This is a genomic window from Streptacidiphilus sp. ASG 303 (genome assembly GCF_020991365.1).
In the GTDB taxonomy this organism is placed as follows: Bacteria; Actinomycetota; Actinomycetes; order Streptomycetales; family Streptomycetaceae; genus Peterkaempfera.
In genome coordinates, this window is the sequence record NZ_JAJLRA010000003.1 from 338,735 (window position 1) to 351,639 (window position 12,905).

A 12,905-nucleotide genomic window follows, 5' to 3' on the forward strand; every position below is an offset into this window, starting at 1 on the left:
CTGATCAGGGGCCGTTCTTGTTGCAAGTGGCGGGTGCAGGGTTCGAACCTGCGTAGCTTGCGCGACAGATTTACAGTCTGCTCCCTTTGGCCGCTCGGGCAACCCGCCGGGTCGTCTTGCCGGGCTGAGCCCCGCTCGACGACGTAAACAATACCCGATGCCCAGGGGTGCTCCGCCACTCCATTGATCACGGGCGGGTCGACCGGGCCGGGCTCGTCGGGCGCCCCCGGGGGCCCCGGTCGATAGGGTTGGTCCCAGCCAGTGACGTACCACCGCCAAGGAGAACCCACAGCATGGCCGACTCCAGTTTCGACATCGTTTCGAAGGTCGAGCGGCAGGAGGTCGACAACGCCCTCAACCAGGCCTCCCGCGAGATCGCGACGCGCTTCGACTTCAAGAACGTGGGCGCCTCGATCGCCTGGTCGGGCGAGAAGATCGAGATGAAGGCCAACTCCGAGGAGCGCGTCAAGGCGATCCTCGACGTCTTCGAGACCAAGCTGGTGAAGCGGAGCATCTCGCTGAAGGCGCTGGACGCCGGCGAGCCGCAGCTCTCCGGCAAGGAGTACAGGATCTCCGCGTCCATCAAGGAGGGCATCTCCCAGGAGGACGCGAAGAAGGTCTCGAAGATCATCCGGGATGAGGGCCCCAAGGGCGTGAAGGCCCAGATCCAGGGCGACGAGCTCCGGGTCTCCTCCAAGAGCCGCGACGACCTGCAGGCCGTCCAGGCCCTGCTCAAGGGCAAGGACCTGGACTTCGCCCTGCAGTTCGTCAACTACCGCTGACCCGTCGCCGCACCGCCGGCCCGGCGCCGCTCAGCGGGTGGCGAAGGGCCGGTCGGTGGGGACGATCTCCCGCCCCAGGGGCAGCAGGGAGATCGGGATGAGCTTGAAGTTGGCGATGCCCAGCGGGATGCCGATGACCGTGAGGCACAGGGCGATGCCCGTGGTGATGTGGGCGAGGGCCAGCCACCAGCCGGCGACGACGATCCAGATGATGTTGCCGACGAGCGACCCGGCGCCCGCGTCGCGCCGCTCCACGGTGGTGCGGCCGAAGGGCCACAGGGCGAAGCCGGCGATACGGAACGAGGCGATCCCGAACGGGATCGTGATGATCAGGATGCAGCAGATCACGCCGGCGACCACGTAGCCGATCGCCATCCAGAAGCCGCAGAGGACGAGCCAGATCACGTTCAGCAGTGTCTTCATGACCGGTACCCCGCCATGCGCTCGAGCCGGGCGATGCGTTCCGCCATCGGCGGGTGGGTGGAGAAGAGGCGCGAGCCGAGCTCACCGGGCCGGAACGGGCTGGCGATCATCATGTGGCTCGCCGTCTGGAGCTGCGGCTCGGGGGGCAGCGGCAGCTGCTTCGTGCCGGCGTCGAGCTTGCGCAGGGCGCTCGCGAGGGCGGCCGGGTCGCCGGTGAGGCGGGCGCCGTCGGCGTCGGCCTGGTACTCCCGGGAGCGGCTGACGGCGAGCTGGATCAGGGAGGCCGCTATCGGGCCCAGGATCGCGATCATCAGCATGCCGGCCAGGCCCGGGCCCTCGTCGTCGTCGCTGCGGCCGACCGGGATCAGCCAGGCGAAGTTCACCAGGAACATGATCACCGAGGCGAGCGCGCCGGCGACCGACGAGATGAGGATGTCGCGGTTGTAGACGTGGCTCAGCTCGTGGCCGAGCACGCCGCGCAGCTCGCGCTCGTCGAGGATGCCGAGGATGCCCTCGGTGCAGCAGACCGCGGCGTTGCGCGGGTTGCGGCCGGTCGCGAAGGCGTTGGGGGCGGGGGTCGGCGAGATGTACAGGCGCGGCATGGGCTGGCGGGCCGAGGTGGAGAGCTCGCGGACGATGCGGTAGAGCCAGGGCGCCTCAATCTCGCTGACGGGGCGCGCGCGCATGGCCCGCAGGGCCATCTTGTCGCTGTTCCAGTAGGCGTAGGCGTTGGTGCCCAGGGCGACGACGACGGCCACCAGCAGGCCGGTGCGGCCGAAGAAGCTGCCGATCAGGATGATCAGCGCGGAGAGGGCGCCGAGCAGGACGGCGGTCCTCAGTCCGTTGTGCTGGCGGTGCACGGACGGCCCTCCAAGACGTACGACGGGGAAGCCTTCTCGTCGGGTCAACGCGGGGACGCGCTGCTCTGGTTCCCTTCTCCCCCGCGGGCGGGCCCCGCGCAAGCGGGGCGGCCCGGACGGGGCGGGTGCGGGCCCGGGGCGGGTGCGGGCCCGGGGCGGCCCGGACGGGGCGGGTGCCGGTCCGGGGCGGCCCGGGCGGCCGCGGGGAGGAGGGGGCGGCTCAGAAGAGCGCCGCGTCGACCACCCGGAGGACGAGCTGCGGGGCGGCCGAGAGAACGACCGCGGCGGCGGCGGTGAGCGCCACGGCAGCCGCCAGGGGGGCCGGGGTGCGCGGCGGCCGGGCCGCGGCGCCCTCGGCGCCGGCCTCGGGGGCGGGGGCCGGGGCGAACAGGCGGGCGGTCCAGGCCAGGTAGTAGTACAGCGCCACGACGACGTTGGCGGCCATGACGACCGCGAGCCAGCCGAGGCCCCCGTCGATCGCGGCGCGGAAGACCACGACCTTGGCGAAGACGCCGACCACGCCCGGCGGCAGGCCGGCCAGGCAGAGCAGGGCGAAGGCGAGCGCGAGGGCGGCGCCGGGGCGGCGGGAGAAGAGGCCGCGGTAGTCGTCGAGCCGGTTGCCGGGGGCGGTGCGGCCGACGGCGGCGACCACGGCGAAGGCGCCGAGGTTGACCACCGCGTAGACGAGGGCGTACGCGGCGGTGGCGCCCAGCGGGCTGCTGCCGCTGTGCCCGTACCCGGCGGCGGCGAGCGGCACCAGCAGGTACCCGGCCTGGGCGACGGAGGACCAGGCGAGGAGGCGGACCGCGCCGCGCGGGGCGTCGGGCCGCTGCCGGAGCGCGGCGGTGTTGCCGGCGGTCATGGTGGCGGCGGCGAGGACGGCCAGCAGCAGGCCCCAGGTGGGGGCGTAGGGGCGCAGGGCGAGGGTGGTGACCAGGGCGATCCCGGCGAGTCCGGCGGCCTTGGAGACGACCGACAGGTAGGCGGCGACGGGGACGGGGGCGCCGGTGTAGGTGTCGGGCAGCCAGAAGTGGAAGGGGACGGCGGCGACCTTGAAGGCGAAGCCGACGAGGGTGAGCGCGGCGCCGGCCTCGGCGAGGTGCCGCAGCTGCGCGGGGGCGCGGTCGAGGCCGTCGGCGAGGGCGGTGAGGTGGAGGGTGCCGCCGGCCGCGTAGAGGAAGCCGACGCCGAGCAGCATGACCGCGGTGGCGGTGACGGAGGAGAGGAAGAACTTGAGGGCGGCCTCGCCGCCGAGGCGGTCGCGGCGCAGGCCGACCAGGGCGAAGGCGGGCAGCGAGACCGTCTCCAGGGCGACGACGAGGGTGGCGAGGTCGCGGGAGGCGGGGAGCAGGGCGGCCCCGGCGGCGCTGGAGAGCAGCAGGAACCAGTACTCGCCGCCGGGGAGGCGCTCCTCGTCGACGGTGTGCAGCGAGAGCAGCGCGGTGAGCAGGGCGCCGCCGAGGGCGATCAGCTGGAAGACCAGCGCGAAGTGGTCGGCGACGTAGGAGCAGCCGGCGTTGTCGGTGGTGCCCGCTACGGTTTTCAGGCAGAAGGTGGCGCGGTCGCCGTGGCGCAGGGGGACGAGGGCGAGCAGGGCGAGGGCGAGGGCGGCCACGGTGCCCCAGCCGAGCAGCTGCTTGCGCCGGGCGGGCACGAAGAGGTCGGCGACCAGCACGGCGAGCGCGGCGACGGCGGCGACGAGCGGAGGGGCGATCGCGGTCCAGTCGACGGACTGGATGAGCGCGCCCGCGTGCGACACGGCGAGGTCGGTGAGGCTGAGCGTCTCGGTCATGGCGGGCTGCCCGGGGGTGGGAGTGGCGGGGAGGCTGGGGAGCGGCACGGGTCAGCCGCCTCCGAGGAGGCTCTTGACCGCGGGGGCGGACAGGCCGAGGAGGACGGCGGGCCACAGCCCGGCGACGACGGTGAGGGCGGCGAGGGGGCTCCAGGCGGCGGCCTCGTAGCCCCGCACGTCGGCGAGGGGGGCGGTGGCGGGGACGGCGTCGGTGCGGGGGGCCTGCGCGGGGTCGCCCATGCAGACGCGGCGGACGACGGTGAGCAGGTAGGCGGCGGTGAGGAGGGTGCCGAGGCCCGCCAGGGCCATGAAGACCAGGTACGCGGGGCGGGAGAGCCCGGCGGCGGGGTGGAAGGAGCCGAACATGGCGAGCAGCTCGCCCCAGAAGCCGGCCAGGCCGGGCAGTCCGAGGCTGGCGACGGCGGCGAAGGCGAGGAGGCCGCCGAGCCGGGGCGCGCGCCCGTAGAGGGCGGCGCCGGTGGCGGTGCCGGTCCCGGCGAGGCGGTCGAGGTCGGCGGTGCCGTACCGGTCCTTGACGGCGCCGACGAGGAAGAACAGCAGTCCGGTGATGAGGCCGTGGCCGATGTTGGCGAAGAGCGCGCCGTTGACGCCGGTGGGGGTGAGGGTGGCGATGCCGAGCAGGACGAAGCCCATGTGGCCGACGGAGGAGTAGGCGATGAGCCGCTTGAGGTCGCCCCCGGCGCCGGGGCGGGCGAGGGCGAGGCAGACGAGGGAGCCGTAGACGATGCCGACGGCGGCGAGGGCGCCGAGGTAGGGCGCGAGGGCGGCGGCGCCGTCGGGGGTGGCGGGGAGCACGACGCGGACGAAGCCGTAGGTGCCCATCTTGAGGAGCACGCCGGCGAGCAGCACGGACCCGGCGGTGGGGGCGGCGGTGTGGGCGTCGGGCAGCCAGCTGTGCAGGGGCCACATCGGGGCCTTGACGGCGAGGCCGAGGCCGATGGCGAGGGCGGCGGTGACCTGGGTGGTGCGGGAGAGGCCGTCGCCGTGGCGGGCGGCGAGCGCGATCATGTCGAAGGTGCCGGCCTCGCTGCCGAGCAGGAGCAGGCCGAGCAGCATGACGGCGGAGCCGAGCAGCGTGTAGAGGATGAAGCGGTTGGCGGCGGGGCCGCGCCCCTCCCCGCCCCAGCGGGCGATGAGGAAGTACATGGGGATGAGCACGACCTCGAAGGCGAGGAAGAAGAGCAGCAGGTCGAGCACGGCGAAGGTGCCGAGCATCCCGACCTCGAGGAGGAGCAGCAGGCCGGTGAAGGCGAGCGGGGAGGGGGTGCCGGGGCCGTCGGGGAGGCGGCGGGTCGAGTACAGCGCGCAGAGGAAGGTGAGCAGCGCGGTGAGGACGAGCAGCGGCAGGGAGACGCCGTCGACGCCGAGGTGGAGCCGCACGTCGAGGGCGGGGATCCAGCGGACGTCGGTGACGGCCTGCATGCGGCCGGGGTCGCCGTGGTCGAAGCCCGCCGCGAGGGCGACGGCGAGGAGCAGCACCAGGCCGGTGACGGCGGTGCCGAAGCGCAGGGCGCGGCGGCCGCGGACCTCCGGGTCGGCGCCGAAGGCGCGCGGGGCGAGGGTGGCGGCGGCACCGAGCAGCGGCAGCAGGAGGAGGGCGATGAGGACGGCGTTCACCGGGCGGTCTCCGTGAGGGGGGCTGGTGCTGCGGGCGCGGTGGCGGGGCGGCCGGTCATGTGCCCACCGCCACGGCGACGGCGAGGACGACGGCCCCGGCGAGCAGGGCGCCGAGGTAGGCCTGGGCGTTGCCGTTCTGGGCGCGGCGGACGGCGGCGCCGAGCAGGCGGGCGCCGAGGCCGCTGCCCTGGACGTAGCCCTCGACGACCTCGCGGTCGAGGAAGCGGGCCAGGCGTGCGGCGGCGGCGGTCGGGGCGGCGAAGACCGCGGCGTAGAGCCGGTCGAGGCCGAAGCCGCGGGTGGCCGGGGTGAGGAGGGGCCCGAGCAGGGTGCGGGCCGGGTCGGGGGTGAGGGCGACGGCTTCGGCGGCGGCGATCGCGGCGTCGATGGCCTCGTGGGTGGGCGGGGCGCCGGCGGGCCGGGCCGGGGGGAGGTCGGCGGCGAGGTCGGCCGGGGTCTCCTCGGGGGCGGCCTGGGTGCCCGCGGGGCGGACGGCGTGTTCGGCGGCGGCGCGCTCCAGGGCGGTGTTGGCGGCGTCGGCCTGGGCCCGGGCGACCTGCCGGGAGGCGGCGCGCCAGGCGGTGTACGCCACGAGGACGCCGGCGGCGGCGAGGCCGGTGCCGAGGACGGCGGTGTCGGAGGAGGGGCGCAGCGATCCCCCGTCGAGGAGGGAGGGCAGCCAGTCGGTGCGCAGGCCCGCGACGCCGAAGGCGAGGGTGGGGACGGCGAGCACCCACAGCGGCCAGCGCATGGCGTGCGGCTCGGCGGCGCGGCCGCCGGCCGCGTCGTCGGGGGCGAGGGCGGACACGACGGGGCGGGCGGCGGGCGCGTGGAAGGCCAGCAGCCAGAGCCGGGTGGCGTAGGCGCCGGTGAGCAGGGCGGTGACCGCTCCGGCGACGAGGACGATCCAGCCCGCGGCGGCGGGGACGGCGTCGGCGGGGCCGAGGCCGCGGGTGAGGGCCTCGCCGGTGGCGGCGTGCTCGGCGGCGGTGAGCACCGACTCCTTGGTGAAGAAGCCGGTGAGGGGCGGCAGGCCGACGAGGGCGACCAGGCCGATGCCCATCGTCCAGGAGGCGTCGGGGACGCGGCGGCGCAGCCCGGGCATGCGGGACATGGCGGTGAGCGAGTTGGTGTGCGCGGCGTGGATGACGACGCCGGCGGCGAGGAAGAGCAGCGCCTTGAAGAAGCCGTGGCCGAGGAGGTGGAAGACGGCTGCGTCGCGGTCGCCGGAGGCGAGGGCGCCGGCCATGTAGCCGAGCTGGCCGACGGTGGAGTAGGCGAGGACGCGCTTGAGGTCGTCCTGGGCGAGGGCGCACAGGCCGGAGCCGACCATGGTGACGGCGGCCAGGACGGCCAGGACGACGAGCGCGGCGGCGGAGAGCAGGAAGACCGGGAGGAGGCGGGCGACCAGGTAGATGCCGGCGGCGACCATGGTCGCGGCGTGGATCAGCGCGGAGACCGGGGTGGGGCCGGCCATGGCATCGGGCAGCCAGGTGTGGAGCGGGAACTGGGCGGACTTGCCGGCGACGCCGGCGAGGAGCAGCAGCGCCACCAGGGTGGGGTGGCCGAGGTGCCCGTGGGCGGCGGCGTCCAGGACGCCGCTGATGCGGAAGGTGCCGGCGTCGGCGCCGAGGGCGAAGAGGCCGAAGAGGAACGGCACGTCGCCGAGCTTGGTGACGAGGAACGCCTTGAGGGAGGCGGAGCGGGCGTCCGCGGTCTCCCAGTGGTGGCCGATGAGGAAGTAGGAGCAGATGCCCATGACCTCCCAGCCGACCAGCAGCACGATGAGGTCGCCGGAGTAGACGACGAGCATCATCGCGGCGGTGAAGAGGGAGACCAGGGCCGCGTAGGAGGGGTAGCGGGGGTCGTCGCGCAGGTAGGCGGTGGAGTACACCTGCACGCAGGTGGCGACGGTGCCGACCAGCACGGCGATGGCGGTGGCCAGCCCGTCGAGGTGGATCGCGAGGTCGATCGCGGGGCCGCCGGTGGGGGTGAGCCGGGTGGCGGCGTCCAGGGTGCGGCCGGTGCCGAGGTCGAGGGCGACCAGCAGGGCGAGGACGGCGGAGGCGGCGACGGGGAGGACGGCGAGCGGCCGGACGAATCCGGGCGCGCGGCGGCCCGCGGCGAGGCCGGCTGCGGCGCCGAGCGCGGGCAGCGCGGGGACGAGCGCGGCGAGGGTGACGGTCATGCGGCGGCCCGGCCCTTCTCCTGGTCGGCGGCCCGGGAGGGGCCGGGGTGCCCGGCGGGGAGGGCGTCGTCGGCGCCGTCGGCGGGTTCGGCGTTCTCGGCGAGGTCGCGGAGCCGGTCCACGTCGGCGGTGCCGCGGTTGCGGAAGACCATGAGGACGACGGCGAGGCCGAGGCCGATCTCGGCCGCGGCGACGGTGATGGTGAACAGGGTGAGCGCCTGGCCGGCGTGGAGGGTGTCGCGGAGCCAGACGTCGAAGGCCACCAGGTTCAGGTTGACGGCGTTCAGCATCAGCTCGACGGACATCAGCACGAGGACGGCGTTGCGCCGCGCGAGCACGCCGTAGACGCCGACGCTGAAGAGCAGGACGGCGAGGACGGCGGGATAGGCGAGGTGCATCGGCGGTCAGCGCTCCTGCGGGGGTGTCGCGGGGTTCGTCGCGGGGTTCGCGGAGGTCCCGGGGGCGGCGGGGGTCGCGGTCGGGGCGACCGGGGCGGCCGGGGTCCGGCGGGCAGCCGAGACGGCCCGACCGGGCCGGGGGCGGGGCGGGCGCGGCGGGGTGCGGTCCCCGTCGCGGCGGGAGAGCACGATGGCGCCGACCAGGGCGGCGAGGAGGAGGACGGAGAGCGCCTCGAAGGGCAGCACCCAGTGCCGGAACAGGCTGGACCCGGTCGCCCTCGCGCTGCCGGTCCCGGCGTCCAGGTCGACCCAGGTGGTGCGGAAGGCGTCGACGACGAGGGTGACCAGGGTGGCGGCCGCGGCCGCGGCCGTGCCGAGGGCGACGGGGCGGTTGCGCGAGTCGGCGTCCGGCGAGCGCCCGATGGGCGCCCTGGTCAGCATCAGGCCGAAGAGGACGAGCACGACGACGGACCCGATGTAGATGAGGACCTGCACCCAGGCGATGAACTCGGCGGTGAGGAGGAGGAACTCGACGGCGAGGCCGCCGAGCGCCACCACCAGCCACAGGGCGGCGTGGACGAGCTGCCGGGTGGTGACGGAGAGCACGGCGGCGCCGAGGACGGCGAGGCCGACCAGGACGAAGACGATCTCGACCCCGGTCGGGGACAGGAAGGAGTGGCCCTGGGACGAGAGGGAGCCGGCGGCGAGGGGTCCGGCGGCGAGGCCGGGGCCGAGGACGGGGGCGGTCACGAGTCCTGCTGCTCCTCTGCGCTGTCCGGGGACGGGGACACGGCGGCGGGCGCCGCAGCGGCCTCCCGCGCCGCGGCGGCCGCGGCCGCCTGCTTGTCCGCGGTCTTGCGGGCGGCGGCGACCTCCTTGGGCTCCTCGGCCGCGGGGTCCAGGGCGGGCGGGGCGGGGACGGTCCACATCCACTCGCGCAGCCGGTCCCGCTCATGGGTCAGCTCGTGGATGTCGGTCTCGGCGTACTCGAACTCCGGCGACCAGAAGAGGGCGTCGAAGGGGCAGACCTCGATGCAGATCCCGCAGTACATGCAGAGCGAGAAGTCGATGGCGAAGCGGTCGAGCACGTTGCGGGTGCGGGCCCGCGCGCCGGGGTCGGCGGCGGGCAGCGTCTCCTTGTGGGAGTCGATGTAGATGCACCAGTCCGGGCACTCACGGGCGCAGAGCATGCAGACCGTGCAGTTCTCCTCCAGCAGCCCGATCACACCGCGGCTGCGGGGCGGCAGCTCCGGCTGGACATCCGGGTACTGCGCGGTGACGGACCTGCGGGTCATCGTCCGCAGGGTCACGGCCAGGCCCTTGGCCAGGCCGCGGCCGGGGAGGGGGGCCATCAGGAGATCACCACCTTGACGACGCCGGTGAGGGCGAGCTGGGCGAGGGAGAGCGGGATGAGGACGGTCCAGGCGAACCGCATCAGCTGGTCCTCGCGCAGCCGGGGGTAGGTCACGCGCAGCCAGATCACCACGAAGGCCAGGGCGAAGGTCTTGAGCAGCGTCCACAGCCAGCCCAGGCCGTCGGAGAACGGCCCGTGCCAGCCGCCCAGGAACAGCACGGTGGTCAGCGCGCAGAGGACGAGGATGCCCGCGTACTCGGAGAGGAGGAAGAGGGCGAACCGCAGTCCGGTGTACTCGGTGTAGGCGCCGAAGATGATCTCGGAGTCGGCGACCGGCATGTCGAACGGGGGGCGCTGCAGCTCGGCGAGGCCCGCCGTGAAGAAGACGAACCCGCCGACGACCTGCCACGGCACCCACCACCAGTGGAAGGCGTCGACGATGCCGGACAGGGAGAGCGTGCCCGCCGCCATGGCCACCGAGGCGGCGGCGAGCAGCATCGGCAGCTCGTACGACATCAGCTGGGCGGCGGTGCGGATGCCGCCGAGGAGGGAGAACTTGTTGGCGGACGCCCAGCCGGCCATCAGCGACCCGAGGACGCCGACGCCCATCACGGCGAGGACGAAGAAGAGGCCCGCGTCGACCGCCTGGCCGACGAGGCCGTGCGGTCCGACCGGGATCGCGATCAGCACGACCAGGTACGGCAGCAGGGCGACGGCCGGGGCCAGCTGGAAGACGCGGCGGTCCGCCTCGGCGGGGACCACGTCCTCCTTCTGCGCGAACTTCACGCCGTCGGCGACGAGCTGGGCCCAGCCGTGGAAGCCGCCGGCGTACATCGGCCCCAGGCGGCCCTGCATGTGGGCCATCACCTTGTGCTCGGTCTGGCCGATGACCAGGGGGAACACCAGGAACACGGCGAGGACGGCGACGCAGCGGAGCAGCGCGTCGAGCAGGGTCATGCGCTGTCTCCGTCCGGGCGGGATGCGGGGTCGGGGCGGGATGCGGGGTCGGGGCGGGATGCGGGGTCGGGGCGGGAATCGGCCTCGGGGTGCGGGGCGTCGGAGGCGGCGGGGTCGCCGCCGGCGCCGGTGCCCTCCGGGGCGTCGGCCTCGGCCGTGTCCTCCGCACCGGCAGGGGTGCGGGGTGCGCCGGGGATGCCGGGCGCGGCGGGCCCGGGGGCGGCCTGCGGCGCCGGGCCGGGCTGCGGGGCTGCGGGGACTCCGGGCTCGGCCGGGGCATCCGGGACCGCGGGGTCCACCGGGGGCCGGGGCACCCGGGGTTCCACGGGGGTCGCGGGCGGCTCCGAGGCGGTCGCGGGCGGCTCCGAGGCGGTCTGCCAGGGCGCGTCCGGCGTGCGGCGGCGCTCCCGGCGGGGGGCGGCGTCGCCGTCGGCCTGGGTCGCAGGCCCGGCGGCCGGGGCCGCCTGGCTGGCGGAGCCCTCGCTGACGCTGCGGGCGCGGCGGGGGCGGTCCGCCCGTACCGGCCGCTCGCCCGGCGCTGCGGCGCCGGCCGCGCCTGCGGCGGCGCGTCCCGCGGCACCCGCCCGGGCACCGCGGGCGGGCCGCTCGGGGGCCGGGGGCAGGGTGCCCTTGAGCGGTCCCCACTCGTTGGGGTCGGGCACGCCGGGCGGCAGCATCCGGCGGCGGCCCGCCGCCTGGCCCTCGCCGTGGTCGCTCTCGCCGGGCTCCTTGGCGCCCGGCCACGCCTTGGCGACCCGGGCGGCGAGCACGAACTCCTTGCGCAGCGGGTGGCCCTCGAAGCCGTCGGGCAGCAGGAGCGTCGCCAGGCCGGGGTGGCCGGTGAAGCCGATGCCGAACATCTCGTGGGTCTCCCGCTCGTGCCAGCCCGCACCGGCGTAGACGCCGGTGGCGGTCGGCAGGGAGGCGGCGTCGCGCGGCACGCGGGTGCGCAGCAGCAGGTGGCGGACGGGGGCCGCCCCGCCGACGGCGGCGAGGTGGGCGACGACGGAGAAGCCCTCCGCCAGCTCGTCCACCGCGCTCAGCCAGTCGAAGTAGGCGAGGCCGAGGGTGTCGCGGGCGGCGGTGAGGGCGTCGGTCCAGTGCTCGGCGGGGACGTCCACAGTGAGCAGCTCGTAGGTCTCCTCGGCGGTGGCCCACGGTCCGACGGCGGCGGCCACCTCCTCCGGGGTGCGCTCGCGGGTCACCGGTCCGCTCCGGACCGCGGGGCGCCGGACGCGCCGGCGGCGGGGCCGGACCCCGGGCCGCCGACCAGCGGGCGGCGCAGCGCCGCGTCCGGGACGCGGGGGGCGGCCGGTGCGGCGTCGGGGCCGTCGGCGTACCGCTCGGCGAGCGACTCGCCGGCGATCTTCTCCTGGAGCTTGAGGATGCCCTGGAGCAGTGCCTCCGGCCGCGGCGGGCAGCCGGGCACGTAGACGTCCACGGGGATGATCTGGTCGACGCCCTTGGTCACGGCGTAGGAGTCCCAGTAGGGGCCGCCGGAGTTGGAGCAGGCGCCGAAGGAGATGACGTACTTGGGCTCGGGCATCTGCTCGTAGAGGCGCTTGACCGCGGGCGCCATCTTGTCGGTGACGGTGCCGGAGACGATCATCAGGTCGGCCTGGCGGGGCCCGGGGGCGAAGGGGATGACGCCCATGCGGATGAAGTCGTGCTTGGCCATCGAGGCCGCGATGAACTCGATGGCGCAGCAGGCCAGGCCGAAGTTGAAGCACCACAGGCTGTAGCGGCGGCCCCAGTTGAGGACGACCTTGACCGGGTCGGGCGCGAGCCGGGCCAGCGGGCCGAGGCGGCGCTGCTCGACGGCGGCGCCGGGCCGGGCGGGGTCCGGGATGCCGAGCGGCACCGGGCCGCCGGCCGGAGCACCGTGGCCGTGGCCGTGGCCGGCGCTGTGGCCGCCGGAGGTCCCGGAGGTCCCGGAGGTGCGGACGGGGGTCACGTCCATGCCAGGACGCCCTTCTTCCAGGCGTAGAGCAGGCCGACGGCGAGGAACCCGATGAAGACGAACATCTCCACCAGCGTCCCGGCGCCGTAGCCGGGGGCGGCGAAGACGGTGGCCCACGGGAAGAGGTAGATGGCGTCCACCGCGAAGATCACGTAGAGGAAGGCGTAGACGTAGTAGCGGATGTGGGTCTGGGCCCAGCCCTCCCCCACCGGGTCCACGCCGCACTCGTAGGCGAGCAGCTTCTCCGGCGTGGGCACCACCGGCCGCATGAGCCGGTTGGCCGTGAACGCGACGGTGACGAAGAGCACGCCGACGACGGCCAGCAGCCCGACCGCGGCGTAGGCGTCGAAGTAGCCGCCGTCCCTCGCCGGGCCGTCCGCCGACGCGGCGGCCCACTGCGCGAGCCGCCCCACCGTGCGGGGCGCCTGCGTTGCCTCCATGATCGGTGTCCCTCGGTGTCCCTTTACGCAGCCATGACGTTCCGTACGCCTGGGAGTCTAGGTGCACCCGGCCCCGGGCCGTGAACCCCTCCCGAGGTGCGGGACGGCGGGGG

Annotated in this window: 13 protein-coding genes and 1 tRNA gene; 1 reads left to right on the forward strand and 13 read right to left on the reverse strand. The window is 75.2% G+C overall.

What is annotated here, in order from left to right:
* Positions 1 to 27 precede the first annotated feature (27 nt).
* Positions 28 to 108: transfer RNA gene (locus tag LO771_RS06375), tRNA-Tyr, on the reverse strand.
* 185 nt (positions 109 to 293) lie between these two features.
* Here LO771_RS06375 and LO771_RS06380 point away from each other — a divergent pair.
* Positions 294 to 782, forward strand: a complete 489-nt coding sequence (locus LO771_RS06380; protein WP_230648895.1) for a YajQ family cyclic di-GMP-binding protein — start codon at positions 294 to 296, stop codon at positions 780 to 782.
* A gap of 30 nt (positions 783 to 812) precedes the next feature.
* Here the strand turns inward: LO771_RS06380 and LO771_RS06385 are convergent, their stop codons facing one another.
* From LO771_RS06385 to LO771_RS06440, 12 genes are all read right to left on the reverse strand, one after another.
* Positions 813 to 1,205 carry a YccF domain-containing protein gene (locus LO771_RS06385; RefSeq protein ID WP_230648897.1) on the reverse strand — a complete coding sequence of 131 codons (393 nt, stop codon included), beginning with the start codon at positions 1,203 to 1,205 and terminating at the stop codon, positions 813 to 815.
* Positions 1,202 to 2,065 (reverse strand): zinc metalloprotease HtpX, encoded by an 864-nt coding sequence (gene htpX, locus LO771_RS06390; RefSeq protein WP_230648899.1) that lies wholly within the window; start codon positions 2,063 to 2,065, stop codon positions 1,202 to 1,204. Before htpX ends, LO771_RS06385 begins: the two co-directional genes overlap by 4 nt.
* Positions 2,066 to 2,285: 220 nt before the next feature.
* Positions 2,286 to 3,857, reverse strand: a complete 1,572-nt coding sequence (locus LO771_RS06395; protein WP_230648900.1) for an NADH-quinone oxidoreductase subunit N — start codon at positions 3,855 to 3,857, stop codon at positions 2,286 to 2,288.
* A 51-nt stretch (positions 3,858 to 3,908) separates the two neighbouring features.
* On the reverse strand, positions 3,909 to 5,495 hold the full coding sequence (locus LO771_RS06400) for a NuoM family protein (protein ID WP_230648902.1): 1,587 nt from the start codon (positions 5,493 to 5,495) through the stop codon (positions 3,909 to 3,911).
* 55 nt (positions 5,496 to 5,550) lie between these two features.
* Positions 5,551 to 7,683, reverse strand: coding sequence for an NADH-quinone oxidoreductase subunit L (locus LO771_RS06405; protein WP_230648904.1), 2,133 nt, complete (start codon positions 7,681 to 7,683; stop codon positions 5,551 to 5,553).
* Entirely contained in the window at positions 7,680 to 8,081 is a 402-nt protein-coding gene (gene nuoK / locus LO771_RS06410; RefSeq protein WP_230648906.1) for an NADH-quinone oxidoreductase subunit NuoK, read from the reverse strand. Before nuoK ends, LO771_RS06405 begins: the two co-directional genes overlap by 4 nt.
* Positions 8,082 to 8,087: 6 nt before the next feature.
* Entirely contained in the window at positions 8,088 to 8,750 is a 663-nt protein-coding gene (locus tag LO771_RS06415) for an NADH-quinone oxidoreductase subunit J (RefSeq protein WP_230649081.1), read from the reverse strand.
* Between the two features lie 77 nt (positions 8,751 to 8,827).
* Positions 8,828 to 9,433 carry an NADH-quinone oxidoreductase subunit I gene (locus LO771_RS06420; protein WP_230648908.1) on the reverse strand — a complete coding sequence of 202 codons (606 nt, stop codon included), beginning with the start codon at positions 9,431 to 9,433 and terminating at the stop codon, positions 8,828 to 8,830.
* Positions 9,433 to 10,392, reverse strand: a complete 960-nt coding sequence (gene nuoH, locus LO771_RS06425) for an NADH-quinone oxidoreductase subunit NuoH (RefSeq protein WP_230648910.1) — start codon at positions 10,390 to 10,392, stop codon at positions 9,433 to 9,435. Before nuoH ends, LO771_RS06420 begins: the two co-directional genes overlap by 1 nt.
* A complete protein-coding gene (locus LO771_RS06430) occupies positions 10,389 to 11,597 on the reverse strand; it encodes an NADH-quinone oxidoreductase subunit C (protein ID WP_230648912.1) in 1,209 nt (402 codons plus the stop codon). The genes nuoH and LO771_RS06430 overlap by 4 nt, the downstream gene beginning before the upstream one ends.
* Positions 11,594 to 12,352, reverse strand: coding sequence for an NADH-quinone oxidoreductase subunit B (locus tag LO771_RS06435; RefSeq protein WP_230648914.1), 759 nt, complete (start codon positions 12,350 to 12,352; stop codon positions 11,594 to 11,596). The genes LO771_RS06430 and LO771_RS06435 overlap by 4 nt, the downstream gene beginning before the upstream one ends.
* Positions 12,343 to 12,792, reverse strand: coding sequence for an NADH-quinone oxidoreductase subunit A (locus tag LO771_RS06440; RefSeq protein WP_230648916.1), 450 nt, complete (start codon positions 12,790 to 12,792; stop codon positions 12,343 to 12,345). Before LO771_RS06440 ends, LO771_RS06435 begins: the two co-directional genes overlap by 10 nt.
* Positions 12,793 to 12,905: the final 113 nt, after the last annotated feature.